A 26,381-nucleotide genomic window follows, 5' to 3' on the forward strand; every position below is an offset into this window, starting at 1 on the left:
ATGGGTGCAATGTAATCCTTATCCCTGCAGGAAATTACTCAGCACGGGTACAATATCAGAACAATAATATAGACCAAGAATCATTTGATATATCACTACGGCCAAACCTCTAGAGAGTTAACATAATGCTATTGCCATCGTGTCTAACAACTGGTTCAAACCGTTCGCTTCGCTCACTGGGACGGGCTAAAGCCCGCCCCTTAACCAAGGGTTATGCCGCAAGGCAGGAGCAGCTACGTAAATTGAGGCGAAATCATAATCGCATCAGGATAAATTTTGGATGGAGTTGATCGATACACGAGGAGAAAAGACTGTGAGGAACATGATGATTGCCGTTATTGTAATTGCCCTTAGTGCCTGCACCATTGAGCAAGAACAAGAGAAGACAACACCAGAAGTCCGTTTTACACCAGGCACTACCATGGATTTCACATTTGACTCTAACGGTCTGACTTTATCCGGTATCTTCGACACTCCTGCCAAAAAAGTGAGCGAGGCGTTAATCATATTCGTACATGGCTACGGTGGGTCAGATATCCGTGGACGGAACTCTTATGCTGATCTGCGTCAGCGATTTAATGATATCGGTATTGCCACAGCAGTCTGGGATAAACCCGGCCAGGGGCAAAGCGAAGGTGCGTTCGATATTAACCAATCCGTGTTTAGCAGTGCTGAGGAAGTACTGGATGCGGCGAGCTATCTTCGTCAGGTCAACGCTCCTGGATCCGATCGAATCGGTATTTGGGGTATCAGCCGTGCCGGCTGGATCGCGCCCATTGCGTTGTCACAGGATTCAAATATCAATTTCTGGATATCGGTTAGCGGTACGACTGCAGAAGATAATTTTTCTTATTTACTGTTGTCAAATTTACCTCATGAAGGTGAGACTGTTGAGCAAGCTGAAAAGTTGGCGCAAGAATGGCGCGCTGGATGTAATATCTTTCGCACTGGCGGGAGCTATGATCTTTATCAGATCGCCACTCAACAGCTACGCGCGAATGAGTACATCAAGCAAATGCGCGGCGAATGGCAAAGCCGCGCACAGTATGAAGCGCAACAACTAGGCTGCAATGCCGGCACCTGTGCGAATATCGATGACGACATGTGCTCCTACGTCTTTATCGAGAACTTTGAAGCTATGCTGGCTTCTCTGGAAGTCGACACGTTAGCGATATTCGGTGAGCGGGATTTGAATGTTGATTGGCGCAAGACCTCCAAACTTTACCAAACTACCATCGGGCAGAACCCGAAAGCTTCGCTGTTAATCGCATCATTTGAAGATGCTGATCATAACCTCCATGTTTCTGAGACTGGAAGCATTCGCGAAATGCAGAATATGAACAGTCCTCGAAAGAGTGACGGATATTACGATGTGCAACTAAAATGGCTTTTAGAAACCGTTTTGGAAAGCCGTTCGTCCAATTGATATCGTCAGGGTGTTCTGAGGTGGTCGGGCGGGATGCTGATATCGCTTAAACGGAGTGTCAGAAGCCTGGCGCATAACAAGGCCGCGTAACGGCGGTGTTATGTGTTGATAGCAAAAACTAAGCGAGAAATGGAATGGAAGAAGAATTAAATAGCATTAGAAAAGAATTGATAAGGACCCAAATCATTGGTGCACCTGGCATGATATTGGTTGGACTTGGCTTGTATGGCGCCTTTGGCGCAAAGGGCAATGCGTTTCACCCGTTCCTCAACGATCTCAACAATTGCTATACCATTCTTGCTGTTGGCGGTGCTATAGCGGTATGGGAAGCTATAAAAGTGGCCCAGCTTACAAAAAGACAATCAAAGCTAAACAAGCAACAAAACAGATAACCAGAGGCAGTAATAAGTTCCGTTGGTCGCTGGGACAAAAACGCTGCGCGCTTATTTGTCCGCCATAGTGCGGGTTGTTAGGTGCCCAAAACTCATAAAGAAATATTGACGTGAGAGAACAACTTAGGAAAAAGATCATTGAAGTTTGTGATCAGAAAATTGATAAGAAGGGAGCTGATGTGGGTCTATCCTTTTATGCGTTTTTTAAAAACAAGAACGATCAGCCCGAGGTTCTTATGGAAGCTGCCACATGGTGGATTGAAGTTCATAAATTAGATCATTTTGAAAAAGCCAGTAAAATCAAAAATATGGTGCTATCTGGTGTTTAGCTATGCCAGCCAAACACCGTCAGGTGATAGCTTTCAATCACTTTGAGCTCAAGCCTTTTCGGTTTATGTTGCCCCGTTTAAGTCGGATACAAAATGAAAATTTTTAGTCTGTTTGCCTCGCTACATTTATTTTTCGCATGTGCCGCTTGGGCACAGACTTCAGCTGTCGATATCCATGCCGCTGTTGATAATCAACTGCGCATTAATGAACAAAAACATGGAATTCCCGGACAGGCCGTGCTTGAGCTTCACAACAAGGATATTCTGTACCGCAATGCCACTGGCACTACAGCGATCGATGGCAGCACATTGGTCACGCCGAAGACGGTTTTCCCTGTCTACTCAGTCAGCAAACTATTCGCTATCACCCTCGTTATGCAATTACAGGAGGAAGGGAAGCTTGATATTTCTGATCCAGCCTCCCGTTATGTCGGCAATTTGCCGCAGTCCTGGCGTACTATCCGTATCGATCAGTTTCTAAACCATGTCTCGGGCGTGCCTGAATATTTCGACAGTAATGATTTTTCGCGGCCGTTTCCGCCCAGCGTGGAAGCCGTTTTTGCGACCTTAAAAGATGTGCCTGTATCTGCACCGGGGGAGCGAACGCGCTACACCAATACCAACAACCTGGTGATAGCTGCTGTCCTTGAGTCTGTCACGCGGACGCCATACCGCACACTGGTGCGCCAGCGGATCATTGAAGCGCTAGACCTTCAGGAGACGTGGCTTAAGCTCGCCGATGTTCCCAAGGCTCGCCTTGTTGAAAGCTACAGGGCGAAGGAGGGCAAGCTTGTGCCTGATCTGTCGATCGCATGGCCGGATTATAGCATCGCGCACGGAGGTGCTTACATGACACTGGACGATGCAGGCAAATTCATGTCCGCCATAGCGCATGGACGTGTTGTTTCAAAGGCAGGGCTAAAGCGCTTTTGGCAGCCCTATCAGTTCGCTAACGGTAATCTTGGCTCCTTTGCAACAGGTTGGGACTATGGTACGTCAGGTCGCTGGCATCAGGTTGGCCACGACGGTGGTACCAAGGTGAGGGGGCGCATCCTGTTCGATAAGGATCTCAATGATCATTACATCGTTATCTATCTGACGAACGGTAATAAAGATGGTGTCTGGTCGAGTACGCTCGTCGACTCGGTCCAGACGTTGATAGTGCCGAAATAGCTGTAGCATGACAAAGTTGAGACCCCAATATTTAGTTCATTTAAACTGGCGTCATTAGTGGCGAGCTTAGCAGGCAAGGCCCGTGGCAGCGTTGCTTAGCAAGCAACTTTGAGGCAGGTCTTCATAAAATGAGACAAGATACAATGTATGACCCAAAGGCTGTGACTCGAAAACCTTTGTTTATATTCCAGTGATCAGGAAATCAATAGCGGCAATTATCTCATCTCTGAATGCTTGTAAGTTGGTCACAGGGTTTATCAACAGCTTTGTTGGGAGGCTGGTCATCTGGTGAGTCAGAATTACAAAATCTCCTGTGTCTAAGTGAATTCTTGGGCATAGGTGCTGAGGAGTCTTTTTATCCATCAGAGCCAATGGTGTCAGTGGCACAACAAGACGGGTATTCAGGGACTCAAGTAAATCACTTTGCACATCAATAAAATAAGGGTAGGTTTTGGCAGTGCTTGCATCATTGTTTTGGTAGAGCGTGAATTGTGACATTAAAATGCCCGAAATGAGTCAGAGAACAAGCCATGTTTTTCTGTAAGCTCATTACAGGCAGCGATAGCGTCAGAATTTTGTTCAAGCCACTCTGCTTTTAATCGTTGACTGACTTCCAGTTCCAGAGCTTTTTCCATAGTCGCAGACAGATTGATATTCAGCCGTTTCGCTTCAGCCAACAATTCGCTGTTTAAGCTAAGGTTGGTTGCTTTTTTTGGGGCTTGTGAGCTGAAAGTTGCTTTCATAAAATTACCTATGCGTATGTCGAATGCGCATTCAGTATAGGCTTAACCAAACTGCTGAACAAGTAATCAATAGGTCTGAGTTTGGTTACTTTTCTTGACTCACACAAAAACCTAGTCCCCACCATCCTTTTTCTTCTCCGGCACGGGCAGGGTGGTTTTTTGTTTTACTTCTTCGGTTAGCTCATTCAGTAATTCGTCAGCCGGGGCGCGGGTTTCGTCTACTTTTTTATTGGCTTTATCTTTGGCCCATTGTTTGGCTTCTTTTTCTAAAGTGGCTTTGTCTTTGATGGTGGTGAAAGGTTTTTTCTGATTGGCGTCAGCCCGGGCTTTGGCCTCTTCAGCGTATTGTTTCGCTGCTTTTAATTCTTCTGCTGATTTGCCGGTAAATTGCTTAAACATATCTTCTTCAGTCAGCATGGCTTCTTGTTTCATTTCGGTAAAACGTTGTTTTGGCTGACTTAACAGATCGGCTTTGCCTTCTTCCACTTTTTGTCTGATTTCTTCCAGCGGATCCATGGCTTTTTGCTTCAGGTTTTCTTCCAGCGCATTTTGCACTGAACCGCCTGCTAAACCTGTTTCAACAAAACCAGTTTGTTCTTCAGACAAGCCCAAGCCCTGGCCTATTTTTCCTGCCGCTGCGGCCACAGCTTTTTGTTTTAATTTTTCAGGGCTGGTGTAGTCGACCAGCTCTTTTGGCCAACTGGGTATGACTTTGCCGGCAGCGCCTTCAACAACCTGATGGAAAATCTCGGTTTTGCCGCCCGACACTAATAAAATAGCCATTTGGTTGTGATCGGAGTTCCAGACAAAACCTGCTTTTTCGGCCAGATGAGGCAAAGGTGAGTGTTCTGATACCACAAAAAACAACGGGCCTTGTTGCTGTATGGCGGTCGCGGTATTTAATAAAGTGACTGCGGTGCGGTAATTACTTTCACCCATTAAGGCCACCATAGGGTCGCGGATCAACGGGTTTTCAAACAGGTTCACATCCAGCGGGTTAAAACCCACCAAAGGGCGCAATAGTTCACCAAGAAGCTGGGCCTGCGAGGTCATTAATAAGGCTGGCGCTATACAACCTGTTAATAACAAACTACACAACATCACTTTGATTTTTGACCACAACTTCATTACAGGCTCCGCACCCAACAACCACATTGGTTAATTAATGTGCGCAGGCTAACAGAAGTCTGATCTGAAACATAGAGAGCTGACTGGCAGCTGAACAAAAAAACTGTAACTGTTGTGTTCGACACTGCGGCTTTGTTGGTTTAACTATTTCGGGCAATACAGATTTATATGAATAGACGGGCGACCCTAAAGGTCGCCCCTACGTTTTCGCCTGACGGTAGTATCAATGAATAACGGTTTATAAACTCTGAGCGTACTGAAATAACGCCTTGAGGATATTCATTTTTTTCACGTCATCGCCTGCTTCATGCGCCAGATTTTCCAGTGCCAAACCAAATTCTTCAAAGGTTAAATTAGGTTTATCCAGACCGTGTGTCAGCTTGTCGCTGCGATATCGTTGCCAGCGTTGTTGCTCCTGATCGGTCAGGCTTTGTGGGTAGTTGCGGGCGCGGTATAAAAACAGCAGTTGATTGAGTCGGTCTTCGCTAAAAAGCACAGGGTTGGACGCCAGTTGATCGGCGCTCATTTGGTGCAGCTGTTCCATCCGCTGTTTATCTTCGTTGGAGACAAAACCGTTATAAAGCTGATAATCCGGGTTGGTTTCTACACTGTAGTCTGTTGGCAACTGATACAGCTCCATCACCTTAGGCTGAATAGCTGAGCGGTTTTGCCGTAGCCAATCCAGATGCTTAAGGCAAGCGGCTCTGTCTATGCCTAAATCTGCAGCGCGTTGCTCTGACAAGGTTTTGGCCGGGGACAACACAGGGCACTTATTGATATGAATCAGCTTTAAGCCAAGCCGCTCTTGGTCTTCATCTAAATCAGCGGTTTTGGTATACAAAAGTTGCTGCAAAGAGGCTAAATCCAGCTCCAGCAAAGGTTTAGGATCGGCTTGCAGGTTGTAGCAAATCACGGCGTTTTTATTAGTTGGATGCGGCGCTAAAGGCACTATCCAACTGACACAACCCTGAATAGCAGGGAAGCGACCCGACACATGCACCAGCGGCGTTAAATTGACTAAATCAAACAACTTACTGACTTCAGTTTTTTTACGTAAATCCAGCAGGTACTGAAATAACTTCGGTTGTTTTTCTTTCACCAGTTTGGCAATGGCGATAGTGGCGTATACATCAGACAAGGCATCATGCGCTCGTTGATGCGATAAACCATTGGCTTTGGTTAACTCTTCTAATTTAAAGCTGGGGCTGCCATCAGCTTTTTCTGGCCAGACAATACCTTCAGGGCGCAGCGCATAACAGGCGCGTACGATGTCGATTAAATCCCATCTGCTATTGCCTTGTTGCCATTCGCGGCCATAAGGCTCGTAGAAGTTACGGTGCAGGCTGTAACGCGTGACTTCATCATCAAAACGTAAGCTGTTGTACCCAAGCACACAAGTGTTCGGCTGGCTGAAACGCTCTAAAATACGGCGGCAGAATTCGGTTTCAGGCAAACCTTTTTGATTACAGAGCTGTGGCGTCAGGCCAGTGATCAGCGCAGCGACCGGATGAGGCAAATAATCGTTCGCCAACTGGCAATACCACATATCGGGTTCGCCAATAGGGTTTAAATCTAAATCTGTGCGAATACCACCAAACTGCGCCGGACGGTCTTTTTTTGGATCCGCGCCCCAGGTCTCAAAGTCATAAAAATAAAAGCTGGCCTGTGGTGGTGCCAGTGGTGTCGATGGTTGGCTCAAATCAGTGGCATCCATAAATGCGAAAACAAAGAGCGGGCAGTGTAGCACTGGCTGGAATAGGCGTCGATTGTGGGATCTGGCTTTTTAAAAAAACTGCCGGGGCTTCGTTAATAAAAGGACCATGCAAAAAGGCATGGTCCGCCTGGGTTAAGCATCTAGATCTGTCGACATAGATAAGGCCTGATAGTCGTTCAATTCCTGCAAGCGGCGCTGATAGGCTGTCGTTAAATAGTCTATAGCGTCAGACCCTGCGGCATATCGCAGCGGCAGGATGTCAGTCTTTGCCAGTTGTACCAGCACCTGACCCAGTTTGGCCGGATCGCCCGCTTGTTGATGACTGACTTTGCTGTAAGCCTGCTCCAGCGCTGTGGAGTAGTCCTGATAATCCGCTACTTTTTCAGTACCATACTGCACTGAGCTGCTGTCGAGAAAGTCAGTGCGAAAGAAACCTGGCTCAACAATATTCACTTCTATGCCCAGGCCTTTGACTTCAAGCGCCAAAGATTCAGTAAAACCCTCTACAGCAAACTTAGTGGCACAATAGACAGAAGCAGCATCAAAACCTAAAGCACCGCCAATAGAGGACAGGTTGAAGATGCGGCCACTGCGCTGCGCGCGCATCAGGGGTAATACAGCGCGAGTGACATTCATCAGACCAAATACATTAGTGGCAAACTGACGTTCTACATCAGCTTGTGGAATTTCCTCAAATACACCTAACTGGCCGTAGCCTGCGTTATTCACCAGTACGTCAATACGGCCAAAATGTTTGAGAGTTGCCTCTACTGCTTCCAGAGCCTGAGCCATGTCTGTTACATCCAGAGCTAAAGCCAAAGCTTTGTCTGAATAACTAAATTTTTGTGTTAGCTGTTCTACATTGCGGCCTGTGACTACGACAGAGTCCCCAGCAGCCAATGCAGCTTTCGCAATTTCAGCACCTATACCCCGGTTTGCGCCCGTGATAAACCAGACTTTTGTTTGTATTTCAGCTGTTGAATTCAAATTCAGAGTAGACATAAAATTGCTCCCGTTCAGTGTGTTTCTTAGCGCTGATTCGCTATAGGTGTAGCTTGGCAGCCTTTGGCACTGGAACGGTAGAACGAAAGTTGAGCACTATTGCCTGTTTCTGCAGACTTGTAATGGAAACTCGGTTTTTCACAAAAAATTGGCATTAAGTGATTTTTTACTTGTAGCTCAGCTGATATAAAGGTAAAAAGTCGGCCCAATTTTTAGCGATGATTCGCGACAAGACGCGACAGGAAAAATAATGAACGAACGTATTGGTTTTGTCAGCCAGCCGGGTAGTGCTGTGACTGTGGAATTACCAGACTGGGTGGCAGCTTTTGTCGACTGGCACAAAACCTATAATAACGATGACGAAAAAATGGCGTTAGCCATTGAGTTATCAAAACAAAACGTTGAACGTGGCACTGGTGGTCCTTTTGGTACTGCTATTTTTGACCGCTCATCAGGTCAGCTGTTAGGCGTTGGGGTGAACCGTGTGGTGCCTTTAACCAATTCGACCTTACATGGTGAAACAGTGGCTATTATGATGGCCGAAAAAGCGCTGGGTACTTTTACTTTGGCCACAGACAGTGGTCGAGAACTTTTCACATCTTGCGAGCCTTGCGCTATGTGTATGGGCGCAGTGCTGTGGAGTGGTGTCAATCGTATGGTCTGTGCCGGAGCTGCTGAAGATGCGCGTGCTATAGGTTTTGACGAAGGCCCGGTATTTGAACAGTCGTATCAGTATTTAGAAAATGCCGGTATGGAAGTGGTACGCCAATTTAAACGCAGTGACGCTAAAGCCGTGCTGGATTATTATAAAAATTCCGGGGGCCGCATTTATAACGGCCGGGATTAAAAGGATTTTTTAATGTTATTTGTAGTGATGTTAGGTGGCAAACACCCCAAAGCAAAAATTGAAGTGCACGATGTAGCTTTTGTGACTGGCGATAGCATTGAAGACTGTTATCCGCAGTTACGCGAGCAATGGTTTGGCACTATGGCGGGTATGCATATCGATTCCTGGATGCAGGTCGATGGGGTCGAAGGTTATCAGTTGCATTTTACCGATCTGGCTCCGGCTGCCGATGAACTGCGGTTGTTTTTTATTAATTTAGGCGGCTATACGCCAGGCACTTTTGGTGAAGATCATCATTATTTGCTGGTCACAGCCCAAGACAAAGCCGAAGCCAAACAAAAGGGCAAAGCTTACCTGCCTAAAATCTGGGATAAACCTCACACCGATGCAGTGGTGGATGTTGACGATTGCATCGCTATTGATCAGGTATGTGGTCGCTATGTGCGGCTGGTCCCGGGTGAGCACAAAGAAACCGTCTATCAGTCGGATTATATTATTTTGGGGTAATCAGCAAGGTCAGAGCTAAAGCTCCGACCTTTTACAACTGCACCGAAGACAAGCCCGGCTGGGTTTTCTTTAAGGTTGTCACGTACTTTTCAAAGCGATCCTGTTCGCTTTTTTCCAGCTGATTTTGCCGAAGCACACGAGCGGCGTTGCGTGCGTAGTTGATGGTTTCACCTGTTACGCCTGCGCTTTTGCTCATCGCCTGCAACAAATTTAGCGCTATCACCGGATTGGTTGGCATAAAGTCGAAGGTTTCACAAAACAGCATTACGGCACGGCCATACTGGCCCATACGGTAGGCATCTGAGGCTTCGGTATTAATTTGTTTGATCTGCAGCTTTAAGCTTTCGTGTTTGTCTTGTTCCAGTTGCAGCATAATGCGCTGGGTTTCAGTCAGGAAATCATCGTCATACAACATGGTTTTTAGACGGTCGATGCAAAGCTGGCTGGAATACAAATCACCCAGTTCAAAATAAGCTTTTGCAGCATCCATACAGCTGTCGATGGTCAGATCATCCAGCGGTAAATCCTGAATTTGTTGCATCAGTTCGCGACCTTCTTTGATGGCGCCACGACAACTGCTCATACGGCTGCGTAAGATCACTGTTTCCCGCTTCAAAGCATCGACGTTAAAACGTTTATGCAAAGCGTCTAATAATTTGCCTGCATTTTGCAGAATGACAGCTTTATCCATCACTGATGCGCCTTTGGCTTGATCCACCAAAGCGCGGGCATGGTTCAGATAATTGTCAGCGGTATCGTCAACAGAGTGGCGGGCTCCCTGAACTATTTTTCCGGCAATACGGGCTGCGATATCGGTATGACCCAAAATGACGCATAAATTACTTAAAGTCTTTTGTCGGCTGACATTTTTGGGTGACAAGGTTGCAGCTTTTGTCAGGGTTTCAAAGGCCTGTTGATAGCGCCCATGACGCACGTACAACCTGGATAACCAATCCAAGGCTTCCACTTTGGTCTCACCAAACTGAGTCAAATCAGCTAGTTCCAGCTCGGTATCTTCCCAGCGTTCCAGATAAAAACAGCTTAAGGCATGCCCCAGACGTGCCCAGCTGTAAGCTTTTTGTTGTAAAACTTTTTGGTAAAACACTTCTGCTTTATCGTACTGGCCTAATTTCAGCAGCAGTTCGCCTTTTAATCGCATGGCTTGCAGTGCGTAATCGGGTTTGGTTCGGATCACTAAATCACATTCACGGGAGGCTTCGGCATAGTCTTGCTCAAACAGGCGGAAAAATACTTTACGTAATTCAATTCGGTGCCTGATGGCTCTGCATATGCGCTCTTCTAAAGCCGGCGCGGTGAAAGGTTTCAGCAAATAGTCATCGGGTTGCAGTTCAATCACCCCGTGAACAATCTGGCTTTGAGCTTCGGCGCTAATGACAATAAAGCAGCAGAGTGGGGCCAGTAGTTGTTGTTTTTTCAGTGCTTCAAATAACTGATAACCATCTTTGCAATCACCGAGATTGAAGTCACACAAAATAAAATCAAAGGGCATTTCTATGCACTTATGCATAGCTTCGCCTGCGTCTTTGGCTACATGAATAGCCTCAAACCCCATTTGTTGTAACATTCCTTTTACGGTGGCCCGAACGGGCGCACAGTCATCAATGACCAAGACTTTTTTACAACGAAAAAATGACTGGTCCATAGCGTTTTAACTCTTATTATGCGTTTAGCTGCTGATTTATAGCGACGAAATCATGGGCCGCATACTAAATAGCCAAAATGCTTTTGTAAAGTATGTTTTTTATATGTTAATTGGCATTAATAGCTGCTTCAGTTTAAAGATAGCAGAAAGATCCTATAACTCATCACCTTAGCCTGAAGCATCACAAAATGAATTATTTTTGTACTGAAGAAAAGATATACGAAGATGGTCAGCTGATTACTTATATCAGAACTTAAATGTCTGATTTGCTCGGTTCGTACTTGTGGCATAATAAAACCGTTCTGTAGGCAGTTTAAGGTTGTACCTCTTTGTTTAAATTCATATTTTCTTTTGCTTTTGTTGTTGTTTGGGCCGTGGCTGCTGCCCCTGCTAACTTTGATTCCGCCAAAAAACTAGCCAGCCGTATCTATGCACCTGAAAAACAAGAGTTTTATTGTGGATGCGATATCCGTTGGCAAGCAGGTAAAGGCATTCCTGATCTGAACGCCTGTGGTTATCAAATTCGGAAAAATGGCCCACGCGCCAGCCGCATTGAATGGGAGCATGTGATGCCAGCCCAGCAATTTGGTTCCCCTTTGACTTGTTGGAAAAACGGCGGGCGTGAGCAATGTGGCAAAACAGATAGTTTGTTTAAACAAATGGAAGCCGATTTATTTAACCTCAAACCTGCAATAGGCGAAGTAAACGGTGACAGAGCGCATTACCGTTTTGCTATGTTGCCACCTCAAGCGCCACAATATGGTTCCTGTGAAGTGAAAGTCGACTTTAAAAGTCGGCAGGTTGAACCAAGACCACAAATTCGCGGCGATATAGCCCGTATTCATTTTTACATGGCCGACAAATACAACATTCATTTATCAAAAGCCCAGCAGCAGCTTTTTATGGCCTGGCATCAGCAGGACCCTGTCGATGACACAGAACTGAAGCTGCAGCAACGTATTGCTCAGCATATGGGTCATGGCAATGACTTTGTCACAGGAAAAAAAGTCTGGCAGCTGAATTACAAAGCCTCGGGTTTTGGCCTGAATAAACAAGCTCAGGCCAGTCAAATTGCGGCAGTAGCACCGGTTCAGACCGAGCAAGCCTCAGGTCAGGTGCTGGGCAATAAACGCAGCAAGTTGTATCACTTAAGTCATTGCAGCGGCTATCGTCAGGTGTCAGAGCGCAATCAGCAATGGTTTGAAACAGAACAACAAGCGCTAAATGCAGGCTTTAAAAGAGCTGGTAATTGCGGTGCTGAAGCTTCGATAGGCGCTGAAGACTGAACCCTTATTCTGGCAAAACCAACGCAGAGCAACTTGCATCGCTGAGGTAGTTCGCGGTACAACCTTGAGTAATAAGTTTATTGATCAGGGATTTTTTATGCGCCGCACCATGTCTTTTTTAGCTTTAAGCTGCTTTTCTGCTCTGGCTTTTGCCACACAACCAATAGCTATAGTCATACACGGTGGTGCCGGTACCATCAATAAAAGCCAGATGACAGATGCTCAGGAGCAGGCCTATCACGCCACCTTAAAACATGCGGTGGATACAGGCTATGCCGTGCTGGAAAAAGGCGGCAGCAGTGTAGATGCCGTGACAGCAGCTGTGCTGATTATGGAAGACTCTCCGCTTTTTAATGCAGGTAAAGGCGCTGTGTATACCTATGATGAGGGGCATGAACTGGATGCCTCCATTATGCGTGGCGATAACCTGATGGCTGGTGCAGCTTCGGGTTTAACTCATGTGAAAAACCCTGTGTTATTAGCCCGCGCTGTAATGGAAAAATCTGAGCATGTGATGCTCTCTGGTGCTGGTGCTGAGCAGTTTGCCAAAGAGCAAGGGCTGGAGCTGGTTGAAAACTCCTATTTTGATACAGAGTTTCGTTACGAGGCTTTAAAAAAAGCCAAACAAAGTATGCAAAAAGTGCCACATCAGGCACAAAACTACCGTTTAAATGCACCATGGCAAGCTGAATGGAATATGGGCACTGTAGGCGCTGTGGCTATGGATCGCAGTGGTTTGTTAACTGCTGCTACTTCTACTGGCGGCATGACAGCCAAACGTTATGGCCGTATTGGTGATGCGCCTATTATTGGCGCAGGTAACTTTGCGGACAATGCCAGCTGTGCGGTTTCTGCCACTGGTCATGGTGAGTTTTTTATCCGCTACCGTGTGGCTTCAGATATATGTGCCAGGGTGAAATATCAGGGCATCAGTGCTGATAAAGCGGCCGACCAAGTGATACAGCAAGAATTAGCCAAAGTCGGTGGTACTGGTGGCGTGATCCTGATTGACCACAAAGGTAAAGTAGGCTGGAGCTTTAATACCGAGGGCATGTACAGAGCCAAAAAAACCGAAGGCGAAGCCACAATTACTGAAATTTTTAAAGAGAGTTCAGCCAAGTAGCTTGCGCTGGTCTAAGCTTAAGCTGCTAGGAAAATACGACACTTTTGAGGGGCTTATGGACTTATTAAAAATATCCGATCATATGAATCGTCACCCTGTGACCTTTACCGAAGAGATGTCAGTGGAAGAGGCGGTCAATAAACTGATCCTCGCAGAACAACTCGGCGGGCCTGTGATCAACAAAGAAAAAAAGGTCATTGGTTTTGTCTCTGAACAGGATTGCTTGTCCAGAATGTTATCTGGTACTTATCATTTGCAGCAGGCAGCTTCAGTTAAAGATGTGATGCGCAGAGAAGTGCTGACGGTAAAGTCTTACCACGGCATTGTAGATTTAGCTCAAACCATGCTGATGGCCAAACCTAAGGTGTACCCTGTGGTGGATGATGACGGTTATCTGCTGGGCGTGATTAGCAGAACCGATGTACTAAGAGCTATAGACTTAGAACTGCACTCCCATTACAAAGCAGTCAGTTGACGTATTTCCAGGAAATGCACCGTTTTAAGCGGTGCTTTTACTGGATCTCAAGCCCCTGAACTTGGTAGCATGTCGCCCCTATCTCTTGAGGGCCTTGTGTTGACCGACTCTACTGTTAAAGCTGCTAGTACTACCAACGACGCTGAAATTTCTGTTGCCGCGCTTGCTAAAGCCATTCCCAATTCATTATCTAAAGATCAGCACCGTTTTCGCCAGACCTTGCAGGGTATTAAAAAACAACAGGATGAAAACAAACAGCAGCAGTTAATGCAGCAGCTGTCGGTAAAAATCGCCACTTCTATGCAACTACGCGCTCAGCGTCTCGCCGCAATGCCGACTATTGAATACCCGGCTGAGCTGCCTGTTGTAGGCAAAAAAGACGATATTAAAGCCGCTATTGCCAAACATCAGGTGGTGATTATTGCCGGTGAAACAGGCTCGGGTAAAACCACCCAAATTCCAAAAATCTGTTTAGAGTTAGGCCGTGGTGTGGCTGGTATGATAGGCCATACCCAGCCACGTCGTTTAGCAGCCCGTAGTGTCTCTGCACGCTTGGCTGAAGAGCTGAAATGCCCTGTAGGGCAGCAGGTGGGTTATAAAATCCGTTTTGGCGATCACACAGCACCCACTACTTTAGTCAAACTGATGACAGACGGTGTGCTGCTGGCGGAAATTCAGCAGGATAGATTTTTAAATCAATACGACACCATCATCATCGATGAAGCGCACGAGCGCAGTTTAAATATCGACTTTTTATTGGGTTATTTAAAGCAGCTGTTACCACGCCGCCCTGATTTAAAAGTCATTATCACCTCGGCCACTATAGATCCAGAGCGTTTTTCCAAACATTTTTTTGATGCGCCTATTATCGAAGTCTCAGGCCGTACTTATCCGGTCGAAACCCGCTACCGGCCTTTGGCAGAAAACGACGATAAAGATGCCGATCAACTGCAATCTATCTTTGATGCAGTGGAAGAGCTGTATCGTGAGCCACCGGGCGATATTCTGATTTTCCTAAACGGTGAGCGTGAAATTCGTGACACAGCAGATGCGCTGGAAAAGTTAAAACTGCCTCATACCGAAATACTGCCGCTGTATGCCCGTTTAAGTGCGGCCGAGCAAAATCGGATTTTCCAGACTGGCGTAGGACGGCGCATAGTTTTGTCGACTAACGTGGCTGAAACCTCGTTAACAGTGCCGGGTATTCGTTATGTGATAGACCCTGGCACAGTGCGTATTTCGCGTTACAGCTACAGATCTAAAGTACAACAGCTGCCAATTGAAGCCGTCAGTCAGGCCAGCGCCAATCAGCGTAAAGGCCGTTGTGGCCGCGTCGCTGCTGGTATCTGTATTCGGTTATACAGCGAAGAAGATTTTAATGGCAGACCAGAATTTACCGATCCGGAGATCCTGCGCACCAACTTAGCTTCTGTTATTTTACAAATGCTGGCGTTGGGTTTAGGCGATATTCAGGCTTTCCCTTTTTTAGAGCGGCCAGACAGTCGTTTTATTAACGACGGTATTAAGCTGTTGGAAGAGCTGGGGGCTGTGAAGCCTCAGTCCAATAGCCATAGTTTGCAAATGACCGACTTAGGACGGCAAATCAGCCGTTTACCCGTCGATCCTCGTTTAGCCCGTATGGTATTTGCGGCGACAGAGCACAGCTGTTTGCAGGAAGTGCTGGTAATTGTCTCAGCTTTGTCTATTCAGGACCCACGCGAACGTCCGCTGGATAAACAGCAAAAAGCCGATGAATTGCATGGTCGTTTTGCCGATCCTGATTCAGATTTCAGTGCCTGGCTCAAACTCTGGGCTTATCTGCAAGAGAAGCAGGACGAGCTGACCAACAACCAGTTCCGCCGTTTATGTAAACAAGAGCTGCTCAATTACCTGCGTGTGCGCGAATGGCAGGATTTATTTGGCCAGTTAAGCCAAATTTGTACCGAGCAGCAATGGAGCCTGAATTCGCAGGTTGCATCCTACGAGCAAATCCACAGCGCTTTATTAACAGGTTTATTAGGCCAAATCGGTAGCCGCGACAGCGACGCCGATTATATGGGCCCGCGTCAAAGCCGCTTTTTTGTCTTCCCTGGCAGCAGCTTATTTAAACGTAAACCTAAATGGGTGATGGCGGCTGAACTGGTGGAAACCTCCAAGCTGTATGCCCGTGCTGTGGCCAAAATTGAGCCTGAATGGGTTGAACCTGCGGCTATGCATTTAGTCACCCGCAGTTACAGTGAACCACATTGGGAAAAGAAAAAAGGTGCAGTGGTGGCTTATGAACAGGTGTCTTTGTATGGCTTGATCATTGTCGGCAAACGCCCTGTGCTGTACAGTAAAATAGACCCTGCCACTTGTCACAACATTTTTATCCGCAGTGCTTTGGTGGAGCAGGATTTAGGCCTGAACGAAAGCTTTTTAGCCCATAACCAAAAGCTGATTGAGCAAGTCACAGAGCTGGAAGAAAAAGCCCGCCGCCGCGATATTCTGGTGGATGAAGAGACCTTAGCTGCGTTTTATGCTGAAAAAATTCCGCTCTGGGCCAACAACAGAGTGGATTTTGCCAAATGGTGGAAAGAGGCCAAAGCCAAAGATGCCAAGTTGCTGCATCTGGATTTAGAGCAGCTGTATAAACGCGACGCCTCAGAAGTCACGGCCGATAAATTCCCCGAATTTTGGCGTCAGGGCAATTTAACTTTACCTTTGGATTATCATTTTTCACCGGGTGCACCGGACGATGGCGTCAGTCTGGTGGTGCCTTTGTCGTTATTAAATCAGCTGGAAGAGCAGGGTTTTGACTGGTTAATTCCAGGCTTGCGACACGATTTACTGGTAGCGTTGATTAAATGCCTGCCCAAACAATACAGACGTAACTTTGTGCCAGCGCCAAATTACGCCGATGCCTTATTGCAAAGCATTAAACCCGAAGACGGGCCTTTGCTGGATGTGGTCAGCAACAGATTAAAGCGGATGTCGGGTGTGACTATTCCGGACGATGCCTGGGAGCTTTCTGGCATTGAAACTCATCTGAAGTTTAACTTTAAGATAGTGGATGACAAAGGCAACACCCTGAAACAAGGCCGCTCTTTGGCGCTGTTAAAACAAGAGTTGCAAGGCAAGGTACAACAGAGTTTAAGTCAGGTGGCAGAGCGGGGCATAGAGCAGGACAAACTCACCCAATGGTCTTTTGGTCAGTTGCCGCGTGAATACATCAAAATGCAGGCCGGTTATCAAATCAAAGCCTATCCGGCTTTGGTGGATAACAAAGATTCGGTAGCTATTAAGCTGTTGGATAACGCCGAACAAGCCGCTGAACAAAGTAAACTGGGCCTGCGCCGTTTAGTGCTTTTAAACGTGCCATCGCCTGTCAAATACCTGCAGGAATCCTTGCCCAACAAGGCCAAGCTGGGTTTGTATTTTAATCCTTTTGGCAAAGTGCTGGAGCTGATAGACGATTGTATCGCTGCTGGTGTTGACCAACTGATCAGCGAGCAGCCCTGGCCTGAAACCGAAGCGGATTTTACCGCGGTGAAAGAGAAAATCCGCGCAGAGCTGGGTGAAACAGTGCTGCGTATCGCGCTGAAAGTGGAGCAAATTTTAACCCTGGGCCATGAAATTCAGAAAAAGCTCAAAGGTAAAGTTGAGTTAAAACATGTGCAAGGTCAGGGGGAAATCAAGCAACATCTCGACTCTTTATTGTTTAAGGGCTTTGTCAGCACTCATGGTGCGACGCGTTTGGATGCTATTTTGCGTTATTTACAGGCGCTGCAAAAACGTCAGGAAAAACTGCCTGTGGATCCAAACCGCGACAGATTAATGTCACACGAATACCAAAAAGCAGCAGACGCCTATCAGAATTTACTGGGGAAATTTGCCGGCCGCAGTATTCCGGAGCCGGTGCTGGCGATACGCTGGATGCTGGAGGAACTTAAAGTGTCGTTACATGCTCAAACTTTAGGAACACCTTATCCTGTCTCGGTAAAACGTATTTTGCAGGCCGTTGCAGAGTTAAAGTAAAGTAAATTTTTAGAAAATATTTGGCTGTTTTTTGGCAAATCGCTAAATAGGCCATACACTTAAGTGAAACGCATCGATGCGTTGGAATGGAGACTCAAGGATGCAGACAATGGAACTGAAGCCAAAAAAAGTCATGATAGTGGACGACGAAGACTTTATGTTTCGCCTGCTCGAACTGGCTTTGTCACCTTTTTACCAACTGTCTTATGCCAAAAGTGGAGTTGAAGCTTTACAGCTGGTACTGCAACAACAACCTGATCTGGTGATGATGGATATCTGTATGCCGGGTTTAGATGGGTTGGACACCTGCCGGCTGTTAAAAAATGCCCCTGAAACTGGCCATATCCCTATTTTGATGATGTCGGGCCTGGATACTCCACGCGATGAAATGATAGCGCTGGATGCCGGAGCCGACGCTTTTGTCAGTAAACCTATCAGCGCCAAACATATTCAGATGCTGGTGGATGATTTACTCTGCAGTCATTTGCATAAGTAAGCTGAATAAAAGTCTTTACAGCGGCTTGTGGCCGATCTATAAAAGATATCATTTAAAAAACTAACACCCAAAGTAAGTGGAGTTGCGGCAAAGCAGCTAGGGCTTCATCTACACAGGGGAGGCAGTAAAAGTTTATGTTAGGCCACAGCGATAAACGCAACTACTACCGAATGATGGTGAACGCTCAGGTGCAGTTAATGATTAACGATCCTGAATCAGGACGGATAATTAACGCCATTTGCCGCGATTTAAGCGCCACCGGCATGTCGCTGGAAATAGATGAACCTCTGGAAATGGGCATTATGCTCTACATCAAAATGGAAAGTTCCAACCCCAGTTTCCCGCCTTTATCGGCCCACGCTAAAGTGATGCGCTGCGCTCAGGAGCAGGAAGATTGCTATCAGCTGGGTGTGCAGATCATAGAACTGAATTAATCCTCTGGTTTTCTTGGGCCTAAACCGGGAAGAGCCAGAATTGTTCTGGTAAATAGTCGGTTATTTTTTTATAGTCCGTGCCAAGACATCTCTTTTAAAGTCGTAGGTTGTTGTGTCAGACATTGCTCCCGTTATATCGCAACAAGCCCATCGACGTGCTGCCTATTTAGTCTCTGCTCTGTTATTGCTGGTTGCTACAGCTATCTCCCCTTTTCTTAGTCTTACATTGCCCTCTGTAGCTCCATTTTTACCAGCCTATGGCACAGCAGTCGTAATACTCGAAGGTATTACAGCTTATTTGTTGTTATCGCAATTTGCCACACGTAGAAAACTATTTCCGGGATTCGTCGCCACTGCTTATTTATCGTTAATTCCTTTGGTCATGGTGCAGCAGTTGGTTTTTCCTGGTGTGTTTACGCCAACAGGTTTGTTGAGTGCGGGATCACAAAGCGCAGTCTGGATTTGGGTATTTTGGCATGCATTGTTTCCGGCCTTGATGCTGTTTGCTTGTTTTGCTGAGCGTGTTATCAAGATTGACCAGGTGGATTACAAAGATTTGAAACTCTGGTTGCTTGGGTTAGTGCTGTTCCCGCTCTGTTTTAGTCTCAGTCTTGCCTTGTTTGCCACCTGGGGTAGTCATTTATTGCCTGCACTGATTGCAAATAACAGTTATCAGCAATTATTGCACAGCCCTTATGCACTTCTGGTGTGGGGACTGAATGCTCTGGCTTTGTGTTGCATGGTTTGGCGCGCTCGCAGCAACAACGTACTTTATGTCTGGTTGAGTGTTGCGCTTCTGGCCAGCTTAATTGATGTCACCTTAACTTTATTCGCTGGCTCCCGCTTTAGCTTAGGCTGGTATGCAGCCAGGATCAGCAGCTGTGTTTCATCCATGGTATTGCTTGGCGCTTTGCTGTGGGAAGTAAATAGGCTTTATATCAGTACACAACGAACAAACGAGCTGTTGTATCAACAAAGTGTCAGAGACACCTTAACGGGGTTATTTAACCGGCGTTATCTGGAATCACAGCTGGAATCACTTATCGAACATGCAAAAAGATACAGCGAACCGCTATGTTTATTGGTATTGGACGTTGACCACTTTAAAGCTTTTAACGATCGTTATGGCCATCTGGCAGGCGATAGTTGTCTGATTGCAGTGGCACAGCAACTGGAACAAAGCTTACACAGACCTGCAGATTTTATAGCCCGTTATGGCGGCGAAGAGTTTGTGGTCGTGTTGCCTTACACTGATGCAGAAGGCGGCAGAAAAGTTGCTGAGCAACTGCTTCAGAATATCAGCCAGACCCATATTGACTATCAGGGACAACGGCTCAGTGTGACTGCCAGCATAGGCTTGGCTGTGTTGCAGCATAATGAAGACAGAGCACAAAGTTTACTGATAGCTGCAGACAAAGCCTTGTATCAGGCAAAGGCTGCGGGCCGCAACTGCGTTAAAGCTGCGCCCCATGACAATTAAACTACGCTTTGGATTACCTATGTATCGCCTAAGGATGCTACTTGGCGATACAGCTTTGTAAAGGCGCCTCATAACCCCACTGCACAGTAAAAACTTCGTTTTGCTCCGACAGCTTTTCATTACGACCTACATAAGTCTGATCGGCCTGTTGATACATTAAAGATACCTGATCACCATAATCCGCAATTAAGGTTGCTGGTGTGGTGGTGGGGTAATAACGCACTGAAATTTCATTGGCCGGATTATTACCACAACTAAGCAGCAGCCTTTTACTCATGGGTACCAGTTCATAACGCGCCTGTAACTCGGCAATACGCAAGGTATAAAGCTCTGCAGCACAAGCCCTTTTGTCGTCTTGTTTCCAGCACTCGGCTTTACCTTTGACCCAACCGCGCTGCTCAGTTTTTAACATAGGCGGTTTTTCATTAACTGCTTTTGCCAAAGCCTGCTGATACACCTCAGCCAGTTGTTGATCTTGTTCCAGCAGTTCCGGGTCTGAGCAAATCAGTTTATCTATAGTGCCTTGATCTTTGGCCTGACAATTGATTTGGTTGTCTGCTGCGGCCGCCTGAAGTTGAGCTGTGGCGAGTAGCATGGTTACGATAAGTGAAAGTTTCATCTTCCTATCCTTTTGAATTTGCTGTGTTAACAGTGTCAGGGAAAGTGGGAAATTTCAAGCTGAGTGATAGACAAATTGGACAATGATTATTTATCTCTGCAGTTCAGGTTCTTGGATCTCTACTTGACCATTTAAGCTCAATATCCGAAATTTAACATCAGGTAATGTGCTGAAAAAATCTATAAAGATCCCGACCTGTGCTGTAAACTTGGCTTTGTAGTCAGAGGCTATTAGAGGAATAAATATGTTTGATCTTCAAGAGTCATTGGACGAGAGGCTGGCAGATTTAAAGCGCAAGAGTAAAAAAAAGGAATTTACGCCAGAAGTCCGGGAGAAAATTAAGCAATCACTTAAGCGCTCTGGAATTCTCAACTCAAGCGGCAAAGTGATCACCAGAGTGGCATCGTAAATGTACATATCCCCTGGCATAGTCGTAGGCTTTCACGGTTGCGACAAGTCAGTTTTTGATCAGGTAATCAAAAATGGGGAAGTTCTGAGTACTAGAGAAAATACTTATGATTGGCTGGGCCATGGCATCTATTTTTGGGAAGGTAGCTATGAGCGAGCACTTGAATGGGCTAATGCTAGTAAAAAAGTGTCGCATCCGGCTGTTATCGGAGCTTTTGTAAAACTAGGGAATTGTATTGACCTGCTCGATTCTGCAGATGTGGAGAAGGTAAAGAGAGCTTATGAAATTCTGAAGCTTGAATTTGAAGCGCTGAATCAGAGCTTGCCAGTCAATAAAGTTATGCAGGACGGTATAGACATGGTGAGATCGCTCGATTGCCAAGTCATGCTGCGTCTTCAGCAGCTGAATAATGAAGCTATTGCGAAAGAACTTGGTCTTATCGACACTTCGGGGTCAAAAATAAGAAGAATTCGAAATCATCAAAATTTTATCGATTCAGTTCGTGGTATGTTTCCTGAAGGAAGATTCCTTTACCCAAATGCTGGGTTCCGAGAGAAAAATCATATACAGCTTTGCATAGTTAATCCCAATTGTATTTTGGGGTATTTCGATCCAAGACAACGTAATGTAAATTATAAAAAAGTTGTTTAATAGTCAGCCATTCTACTTAAAAAAAGCCACCAAAAAAGGTGGCTGTTTCACAAATCAAACTAACCAAAAACCTACTTCACCAACACCAAGCTAAAAGTGGTTGGTACCATTGGGCTGATGCTTTTCAGGCCTGCCAGTTCACGTAGTTTTTCTACGCCAGCGTTTAATTCAAACTTGTTTACGTCCAGCATAATGGGCGCAACAGTGGTGACTACCAATTGGCTATCTGACACTTTGGTCACTTTTACTTTGGCCATCAGGCTTTGGGTTTGAGTGAGTAAGGTCAAGTCCAGCGCTTGATCCACAACAACGCTGTCACCAGTTTTTAAGCCAGTAAGTACTTTGCTGTCGACTTTGCCTTTGGCGTTGATAGTGGCGTATTGTTTGGCCGCTAACACATGCTCCAGAATACGTTCGTTACGAATTGGAATGATGGTGTCTATGCTCATAACAGGGATAGCCACTGAAAATTCGCCTGCCGACGTCAGCTTGCCTGTTAACTCTTTAAAGCTGTGAGTTTCGGCCACAACGTCATTTTTCACAGATACAAAATTCAGGCTGGATTGTTGGCTGTTCACAGACCAGTCGGCTGCAGCGGAAAAACTCAGGGCTGCCGCCACTACTAAAGCTAACTTTTTCATCGTCATCGAACACTCCTTTTGTGATGTTCTCAGGACAAAATCCCGAGATCAGAATACTTATTTAAAATACGGTTCAAAATACCTTACAAACTAAACCTTTCAGATAATGACCTTCAGGGTAGAAGCTGGCAATAGGGTGGTCGCTGGACTGACTGAGTTTCTCGATAAACAAACAATCTTTGTTCGCATCCAATGCCGCGTCGGCCACTATTTTCTGAAACAGCATTTCTTCCATTAAGCCTGAGCAGCTGAAGGTCAGTAATAAACCACCTGGTTTCACCAACTGCATAGCCACACGGTTGATGTCTTTATAACCACGGGCTGCTTGCATCAGTTGGGCTTTGCTGTCGGCAAATTTTGGTGGGTCTAAAATCACCATGTCGAACAACTTGCCTTGTTCTTTGTATTCGCGTAGCAGTTTAAACACGTCCTGTTTGACGTTGCTGACTTTATCCAGTTCCATATCATTAAGAACTAAGTTGCGTTCGGCGGTTTTTAAGGCTAAATCCGACATATCGACGTTGGTCACATGCTCTGCGCCGCCTTTTAAGCAAGACAAAGCAAAAGTGCCAGTGTAGCTGAAGCAGTTCAGTACGGTTTTACCTTTAGCCAGACGGCCAGCAGCAGCGCGTGAATCGCGTTGATCCAGATAAAAACCTGTTTTGTGGCCGTTGATCACATCCACCAGAATTTTCATGCCGTTTTCTAAAATCACTACTTCGCCGCTTTCACGAGGTAAATGCAACCAACCAGTGACTGGTTTTAAACCTTCTTTTTTGCGCACATCCACGTCTGAACGCTCGTAAATGCTGACGTCAGGGAAAGTTTGTTTTAATGCTTCAACAATGAATTCACGGTTTGCATCGGCACCAGCGGATAACAACTGACAGACCAGCACATCGGCGTATAAATCGACAGTGACACCTGGTAAACCGTCAGATTCAGCAGCTACAACACGTAAACCGTTGGTTTGGTTTAAATCGTACATATCTTTGCGCACAGACCAGGCACGCTGAATACGGCGGGTGAAAAAGGCCTGATCGATCTGTTCTTTTTCGTTGAAGGTCCAGGCGCGGACGCGAATTTGTGAGTCGGCTGAATATGCGCCACGGCATAACCATTTACCATCGTGGGTGAGTACATCTACAGTTTCGCCCGATTCTGGTTTACCTTTTACATGCAGTACCGCTTTAGAAAATACCCAAGGGTGGCGGCGTCTTAAGGATTTTTCGCGTTCGGGTTGTAAAATGATACTGTGAGACATAGGTCAACTCTATAGATGGGCAAGGGGCGCTATTTTAGTGAAGAGCGCGCAAAAGCTAAAGCAAAACTATTAAAAGGACTCGCTAAATTGATGCAAAACCACGCAATACCCAGTCAGATGACAGCTATTGAGGTAATTAATCCCGGCACTCAAAGCCAATTGCAGCAAGTTACAGTGGCTGTGCCTCAGGTAAAAGCAGGGCAAGTGCTGGTTAAAGTGGCCGCTGCAGGTATTAATAGGGCGGATTTATTGCAACGCACCGGTTTATATCCGCCACCACCCGGCGAATCCGAGACCTTAGGTTTGGAAGTCGCAGGCACTGTGGTCGCTGTGGCCGATGATGTTTCAAAGGACTGGCTGGGTGAGGCTGTATTTGGCTTAGTACCAGGCGGTGGTTATGCCCAGTATGTGGCTATGCACTCTGAGCATTTAATTAAAAAACCAGCAGCTTTGGGTATGGCCGAAGCTGCAGCCTGCGCCGAAGTGTTTTTAACTGCCTTTCAGGCAATGCGTGTAGTGGGACACTTGCCGGATCAAGGGACTTTATTGGTGCATGCAGGTGGCAGCGGTGTTGGCACTGCAGCCATACAATTGGGCAAAGCTTCAGGTTGTTTTGTTGCTGTCACTGTGGGTTCAGATGAAAAAGCCAAAGCCTGTTTAGCCTTAGGGGCGGATTTTGCGGTGAACTATAAAACTCATGATTTTTCTGTGGAGTTAAAAGCCGCGCGGCCACAAGGTTTTGATTTGATTATCGACCCTGTTGCAGGCGATTACATAGTTGAAGATATTCAGCTTCTGGCGCTGGATGGTCAGATCATTGTGCTTTCAATGCTTGGCGGCCGTATGACTCCAGAGCTGGACTTAGGCCTGATGCTGAAAAAACGTGGCCAGCTGTTGTGTTCAACACTTAGAAATCGAACGGACGGCTACAAAGCGGCATTGATCAGTGATTTTAATCAGCAGTTTGGTAAAGCGTTAGCTGAAGGTAAAATTAAGCCTGTGCTGGCGCAAAGTATGGACTGGTCGGAAGCAGACAAAGCGCATCAGTTGTTGGCGTCGAATGCTGTCGTAGGCAAACTGGTACTGACGTTATTTTGATTCTGTGGGTATAGACTTTCAAAACAACAAACCGGCTTAAGCCGGTTTGTTCGCCTCTGGAGTTTGGTTTTTATCTGTTTCCACTTCGGCTACCGCTTCCACTTCAACAGTTTCAGTGTCTGCAACAGTTTCGGTTTCACTTTCCATACTGCTTAGCTCCTGATCCGCAGTCGGTAAGTCGGCTTCATGCAGATGAGGCTGTACCATTTGCTCCTGTACCATTTGCTCGTCAACCCGTGGATCTAAAGCGGCAGCTAAAGGAGACGAAACTAAGTCGCCGGACGCCATCACATAATCTTGCGACACTTCGGTATTCTGTTGTTTCTGCTGGTAATTGACATGAGTTAAACGTAAAAACAGCAGCAATGTACAAAGCGCCATAAAACCATACAACATGCTGTTACCTACCAGTTGCATAAAGGCTGAAGCAATGAGTGGCCCTATACAAGCGCCCATGCCAAAAGTCAGCAAGATAGTGGCTGACAAAGCGACCCTATGTTCCTGCTCCACATTCTGATTGGCTAACGCTGTTGCCAGTGGATACAAGGTAAAAGCCAGAATACCAAAGGCGAAAGTGAAGATAAGCTGCAAAATGCCGCTTAACGGCAATATGGCAATACAAAGCACCACAGCCCCTAACAACACTGTATTGGTGCGGATTAAACGGCTGCGTTTGATTTTGTCTGATAAACGGCCCATAGGCCACTGCGCCACTAAACCTGCAACCACAGTGGTTGCCATATAAGCCGCCACTTGTTCTGTACTGGCACCACTATGGGCTATATAAGCCGGAGCCAAACCGTAAAAGGAACCTACAATAACGCCAGCCATCGCAATAGTGGTGAGCGACTGTGGCACTTTTTGCCAGAACAGTTTTATTTTGAGAGGTGCTGGCTGTAAAGGTGCAGGGTGAATACGGCGTGTCAAGGCCAAAGGCACAATACAAAGCGCAAAACACATAGCCACTATCAGCAGAGGTTTCAGTGTCAGTTCAGGGCTTAAACTAATAGCCAGTTGGCCCAGCACTAAACCTAAGTAAGAAACAATCATATAACTGGCAAAGACTGTGCCGCGATTTTTACTGTCTGCCTGCTCGTTCAGCCAGCTTTCCAGCACCATATACATGCACATCATGCCCATACCAACCATCAGGCGCAGCACCAACCAAATAGCTAAATCGTCTATCAAGGCATGGCCTAAAGCGCTTGCTGTGGTAATACCGGCGCTGGCAACAAAAGCACGGATATGACCCACCCTGGCTATTAAACGGTGACCAATTTTTGAGCCTGCAACTAAACCCAGATAATAAGCCGACATCATGCCGCCTATCCAGATTTGGGCGGCTGAGTCTGCGGCAAGGCGCAAGCCTAAATAAGTGGTCAGTACCCCAGAGGCGAGTACCATCAATAAAGTGGCAAAATATAAAGAAGAAAACGAACGCAGAATGTTAGACATGCTTTTCCT

Annotated in this window: 26 protein-coding genes; 16 read left to right on the forward strand and 10 right to left on the reverse strand. The window is 46.3% G+C overall.

Features of this window, described 5'->3' with window-relative positions; genetic code table 11:
- Nucleotides 1–280: 280 nt before the first annotated feature.
- The 4 genes from LSG37_RS10585 to LSG37_RS10600 all read left to right on the forward strand — a co-directional run bounded on the left by LSG37_RS10585 (nucleotide 281) and on the right by LSG37_RS10600 (nucleotide 3,320).
- Nucleotides 281–1,426, forward strand: a complete 1,146-nt coding sequence (locus LSG37_RS10585) for an alpha/beta hydrolase family protein (protein ID WP_233079843.1) — start codon at nucleotides 281–283, stop codon at nucleotides 1,424–1,426.
- Nucleotides 1,427–1,560: 134 nt separating this feature from the next.
- The gene (locus LSG37_RS10590) at nucleotides 1,561–1,818 is read left to right on the forward strand and encodes a hypothetical protein (protein ID WP_233079844.1); all 258 of its coding nucleotides are present in this window, start codon (nucleotides 1,561–1,563) and stop codon (nucleotides 1,816–1,818) included.
- 110 nt (nucleotides 1,819–1,928) lie between these two features.
- A complete protein-coding gene (locus LSG37_RS10595; RefSeq protein ID WP_233079845.1) occupies nucleotides 1,929–2,147 on the forward strand; it encodes a DUF6500 family protein in 219 nt (72 codons plus the stop codon).
- A gap of 93 nt (nucleotides 2,148–2,240) precedes the next feature.
- A complete protein-coding gene (locus LSG37_RS10600; RefSeq protein ID WP_233079846.1) occupies nucleotides 2,241–3,320 on the forward strand; it encodes a serine hydrolase domain-containing protein in 1,080 nt (359 codons plus the stop codon).
- 180 nt (nucleotides 3,321–3,500) lie between these two features.
- Here the strand turns inward: LSG37_RS10600 and LSG37_RS10605 are convergent, their stop codons facing one another.
- The 5 genes from LSG37_RS10605 to LSG37_RS10625 form a co-directional block, all read right to left on the reverse strand.
- A complete protein-coding gene (locus tag LSG37_RS10605) occupies nucleotides 3,501–3,818 on the reverse strand; it encodes a CcdB family protein (RefSeq protein ID WP_233079847.1) in 318 nt (105 codons plus the stop codon).
- Nucleotides 3,818–4,063 carry a type II toxin-antitoxin system CcdA family antitoxin gene (locus LSG37_RS10610; RefSeq protein WP_233079848.1) on the reverse strand — a complete coding sequence of 82 codons (246 nt, stop codon included), beginning with the start codon at nucleotides 4,061–4,063 and terminating at the stop codon, nucleotides 3,818–3,820. Before LSG37_RS10610 ends, LSG37_RS10605 begins: the two co-directional genes overlap by 1 nt.
- A gap of 111 nt (nucleotides 4,064–4,174) precedes the next feature.
- Nucleotides 4,175–5,191, reverse strand: coding sequence for a hypothetical protein (locus LSG37_RS10615; protein WP_233079849.1), 1,017 nt, complete (start codon nucleotides 5,189–5,191; stop codon nucleotides 4,175–4,177).
- 238 nt (nucleotides 5,192–5,429) lie between these two features.
- Nucleotides 5,430–6,890: an exodeoxyribonuclease I gene (sbcB, locus tag LSG37_RS10620; RefSeq protein WP_233079850.1), complete on the reverse strand. Its 1,461-nt coding sequence runs from the start codon at nucleotides 6,888–6,890 to the stop codon at nucleotides 5,430–5,432.
- A 147-nt stretch (nucleotides 6,891–7,037) separates the two neighbouring features.
- Nucleotides 7,038–7,907: an SDR family NAD(P)-dependent oxidoreductase gene (locus tag LSG37_RS10625; protein WP_233079851.1), complete on the reverse strand. Its 870-nt coding sequence runs from the start codon at nucleotides 7,905–7,907 to the stop codon at nucleotides 7,038–7,040.
- Nucleotides 7,908–8,157: 250 nt separating this feature from the next.
- Between LSG37_RS10625 and LSG37_RS10630 the strand changes: the two genes are divergently transcribed.
- Nucleotides 8,158–8,754: a nucleoside deaminase gene (locus LSG37_RS10630; RefSeq protein WP_233079852.1), complete on the forward strand. Its 597-nt coding sequence runs from the start codon at nucleotides 8,158–8,160 to the stop codon at nucleotides 8,752–8,754.
- A gap of 12 nt (nucleotides 8,755–8,766) precedes the next feature.
- Nucleotides 8,767–9,261, forward strand: a complete 495-nt coding sequence (locus LSG37_RS10635) for a DUF1543 domain-containing protein (protein ID WP_233079853.1) — start codon at nucleotides 8,767–8,769, stop codon at nucleotides 9,259–9,261.
- A gap of 31 nt (nucleotides 9,262–9,292) precedes the next feature.
- Here the strand turns inward: LSG37_RS10635 and LSG37_RS10640 are convergent, their stop codons facing one another.
- Nucleotides 9,293–10,924 carry a response regulator gene (locus tag LSG37_RS10640; protein ID WP_233079854.1) on the reverse strand — a complete coding sequence of 544 codons (1,632 nt, stop codon included), beginning with the start codon at nucleotides 10,922–10,924 and terminating at the stop codon, nucleotides 9,293–9,295.
- Between the two features lie 329 nt (nucleotides 10,925–11,253).
- On the opposite strand from LSG37_RS10640, the gene LSG37_RS10645 reads away from it, so the two are divergent.
- From LSG37_RS10645 to LSG37_RS10675, 7 genes are all read left to right on the forward strand, one after another.
- Nucleotides 11,254–12,210, forward strand: a complete 957-nt coding sequence (locus tag LSG37_RS10645) for an endonuclease (RefSeq protein ID WP_233079855.1) — start codon at nucleotides 11,254–11,256, stop codon at nucleotides 12,208–12,210.
- 97 nt (nucleotides 12,211–12,307) lie between these two features.
- Complete coding sequence (locus tag LSG37_RS10650) at nucleotides 12,308–13,333, forward strand: isoaspartyl peptidase/L-asparaginase family protein (RefSeq protein WP_233079856.1); 1,026 nt, start codon at nucleotides 12,308–12,310, stop codon at nucleotides 13,331–13,333.
- A 55-nt stretch (nucleotides 13,334–13,388) separates the two neighbouring features.
- Entirely contained in the window at nucleotides 13,389–13,808 is a 420-nt protein-coding gene (locus LSG37_RS10655) for a CBS domain-containing protein (protein ID WP_233079857.1), read from the forward strand.
- Nucleotides 13,809–13,904: 96 nt separating this feature from the next.
- On the forward strand, nucleotides 13,905–17,825 hold the full coding sequence (hrpA, locus tag LSG37_RS10660; protein WP_436286418.1) for an ATP-dependent RNA helicase HrpA: 3,921 nt from the start codon (nucleotides 13,905–13,907) through the stop codon (nucleotides 17,823–17,825).
- Nucleotides 17,826–17,934: 109 nt separating this feature from the next.
- Nucleotides 17,935–18,321, forward strand: a complete 387-nt coding sequence (locus LSG37_RS10665) for a response regulator (protein WP_233079859.1) — start codon at nucleotides 17,935–17,937, stop codon at nucleotides 18,319–18,321.
- A gap of 134 nt (nucleotides 18,322–18,455) precedes the next feature.
- The gene (locus LSG37_RS10670; RefSeq protein WP_233079860.1) at nucleotides 18,456–18,755 is read left to right on the forward strand and encodes a PilZ domain-containing protein; all 300 of its coding nucleotides are present in this window, start codon (nucleotides 18,456–18,458) and stop codon (nucleotides 18,753–18,755) included.
- 112 nt (nucleotides 18,756–18,867) lie between these two features.
- Nucleotides 18,868–20,235, forward strand: coding sequence for an MASE4 domain-containing protein (locus tag LSG37_RS10675; protein WP_233079861.1), 1,368 nt, complete (start codon nucleotides 18,868–18,870; stop codon nucleotides 20,233–20,235).
- 37 nt (nucleotides 20,236–20,272) lie between these two features.
- On the opposite strand, the gene LSG37_RS10680 is transcribed toward LSG37_RS10675, so the two are convergent.
- Nucleotides 20,273–20,854 carry a lysozyme inhibitor LprI family protein gene (locus LSG37_RS10680; RefSeq protein ID WP_233079862.1) on the reverse strand — a complete coding sequence of 194 codons (582 nt, stop codon included), beginning with the start codon at nucleotides 20,852–20,854 and terminating at the stop codon, nucleotides 20,273–20,275.
- Between the two features lie 244 nt (nucleotides 20,855–21,098).
- Between LSG37_RS10680 and LSG37_RS10685 the strand changes: the two genes are divergently transcribed.
- Both LSG37_RS10685 and LSG37_RS10690 read left to right on the forward strand, forming a co-directional pair.
- Entirely contained in the window at nucleotides 21,099–21,263 is a 165-nt protein-coding gene (locus tag LSG37_RS10685) for a hypothetical protein (protein ID WP_233007331.1), read from the forward strand.
- Complete coding sequence (locus LSG37_RS10690; protein WP_233079863.1) at nucleotides 21,264–21,914, forward strand: hypothetical protein; 651 nt, start codon at nucleotides 21,264–21,266, stop codon at nucleotides 21,912–21,914.
- 71 nt (nucleotides 21,915–21,985) lie between these two features.
- Here the strand turns inward: LSG37_RS10690 and LSG37_RS10695 are convergent, their stop codons facing one another.
- Together LSG37_RS10695 and LSG37_RS10700 are read right to left on the reverse strand one after the other, a co-directional pair.
- Complete coding sequence (locus LSG37_RS10695; RefSeq protein WP_233079864.1) at nucleotides 21,986–22,561, reverse strand: YceI family protein; 576 nt, start codon at nucleotides 22,559–22,561, stop codon at nucleotides 21,986–21,988.
- Between the two features lie 67 nt (nucleotides 22,562–22,628).
- Complete coding sequence (locus LSG37_RS10700) at nucleotides 22,629–23,819, reverse strand: class I SAM-dependent rRNA methyltransferase (protein WP_233079865.1); 1,191 nt, start codon at nucleotides 23,817–23,819, stop codon at nucleotides 22,629–22,631.
- A gap of 90 nt (nucleotides 23,820–23,909) precedes the next feature.
- On the opposite strand from LSG37_RS10700, the gene LSG37_RS10705 reads away from it, so the two are divergent.
- A complete protein-coding gene (locus LSG37_RS10705; RefSeq protein ID WP_233079866.1) occupies nucleotides 23,910–24,917 on the forward strand; it encodes an NAD(P)H-quinone oxidoreductase in 1,008 nt (335 codons plus the stop codon).
- Nucleotides 24,918–24,953: 36 nt separating this feature from the next.
- Here LSG37_RS10705 and LSG37_RS10710 read toward each other — a convergent pair whose 3' ends face one another.
- Nucleotides 24,954–26,372, reverse strand: coding sequence for an MFS transporter (locus LSG37_RS10710; RefSeq protein WP_233079867.1), 1,419 nt, complete (start codon nucleotides 26,370–26,372; stop codon nucleotides 24,954–24,956).
- Nucleotides 26,373–26,381 lie beyond the last annotated feature (9 nt).

The organism is Rheinheimera soli, from assembly GCF_021290985.1.
Classification (GTDB): domain Bacteria; phylum Pseudomonadota; class Gammaproteobacteria; order Enterobacterales; family Alteromonadaceae; genus Pararheinheimera; species Pararheinheimera soli.

Excerpts from the sequence above, each read along its gene's own strand:
- LSG37_RS10585 (WP_233079843.1), top strand. The coding sequence starts at position 281 with ATGGAGTTGATCGATACACGAGGAGAAAAGACTGTGAGGAACATGATG.
- LSG37_RS10590 (WP_233079844.1), top strand. The coding sequence starts at position 1,561 with ATGGAAGAAGAATTAAATAGCATTAGAAAAGAATTGATAAGGACCCAA.
- LSG37_RS10600 (WP_233079846.1), top strand. The coding sequence starts at position 2,241 with ATGAAAATTTTTAGTCTGTTTGCCTCGCTACATTTATTTTTCGCATGT.
- LSG37_RS10605 (WP_233079847.1), bottom strand. The coding sequence starts at position 3,818 with ATGTCACAATTCACGCTCTACCAAAACAATGATGCAAGCACTGCCAAA.
- LSG37_RS10610 (WP_233079848.1), bottom strand. The coding sequence starts at position 4,063 with ATGAAAGCAACTTTCAGCTCACAAGCCCCAAAAAAAGCAACCAACCTT.
- LSG37_RS10615 (WP_233079849.1), bottom strand. The coding sequence starts at position 5,191 with ATGAAGTTGTGGTCAAAAATCAAAGTGATGTTGTGTAGTTTGTTATTA.
- LSG37_RS10625 (WP_233079851.1), bottom strand. The coding sequence starts at position 7,907 with ATGTCTACTCTGAATTTGAATTCAACAGCTGAAATACAAACAAAAGTC.
- LSG37_RS10630 (WP_233079852.1), top strand. The coding sequence starts at position 8,158 with ATGAACGAACGTATTGGTTTTGTCAGCCAGCCGGGTAGTGCTGTGACT.
- LSG37_RS10635 (WP_233079853.1), top strand. The coding sequence starts at position 8,767 with ATGTTATTTGTAGTGATGTTAGGTGGCAAACACCCCAAAGCAAAAATT.
- LSG37_RS10640 (WP_233079854.1), bottom strand. The coding sequence starts at position 10,924 with ATGGACCAGTCATTTTTTCGTTGTAAAAAAGTCTTGGTCATTGATGAC.
- LSG37_RS10650 (WP_233079856.1), top strand. The coding sequence starts at position 12,308 with ATGCGCCGCACCATGTCTTTTTTAGCTTTAAGCTGCTTTTCTGCTCTG.
- LSG37_RS10655 (WP_233079857.1), top strand. The coding sequence starts at position 13,389 with ATGGACTTATTAAAAATATCCGATCATATGAATCGTCACCCTGTGACC.
- LSG37_RS10665 (WP_233079859.1), top strand. The coding sequence starts at position 17,935 with ATGGAACTGAAGCCAAAAAAAGTCATGATAGTGGACGACGAAGACTTT.
- LSG37_RS10670 (WP_233079860.1), top strand. The coding sequence starts at position 18,456 with ATGTTAGGCCACAGCGATAAACGCAACTACTACCGAATGATGGTGAAC.
- LSG37_RS10680 (WP_233079862.1), bottom strand. The coding sequence starts at position 20,854 with ATGAAACTTTCACTTATCGTAACCATGCTACTCGCCACAGCTCAACTT.
- LSG37_RS10685 (WP_233007331.1), top strand. The coding sequence starts at position 21,099 with ATGTTTGATCTTCAAGAGTCATTGGACGAGAGGCTGGCAGATTTAAAG.
- LSG37_RS10690 (WP_233079863.1), top strand. The coding sequence starts at position 21,264 with ATGTACATATCCCCTGGCATAGTCGTAGGCTTTCACGGTTGCGACAAG.
- LSG37_RS10695 (WP_233079864.1), bottom strand. The coding sequence starts at position 22,561 with ATGACGATGAAAAAGTTAGCTTTAGTAGTGGCGGCAGCCCTGAGTTTT.
- LSG37_RS10700 (WP_233079865.1), bottom strand. The coding sequence starts at position 23,819 with ATGTCTCACAGTATCATTTTACAACCCGAACGCGAAAAATCCTTAAGA.
- LSG37_RS10705 (WP_233079866.1), top strand. The coding sequence starts at position 23,910 with ATGCAAAACCACGCAATACCCAGTCAGATGACAGCTATTGAGGTAATT.
- LSG37_RS10710 (WP_233079867.1), bottom strand. The coding sequence starts at position 26,372 with ATGTCTAACATTCTGCGTTCGTTTTCTTCTTTATATTTTGCCACTTTA.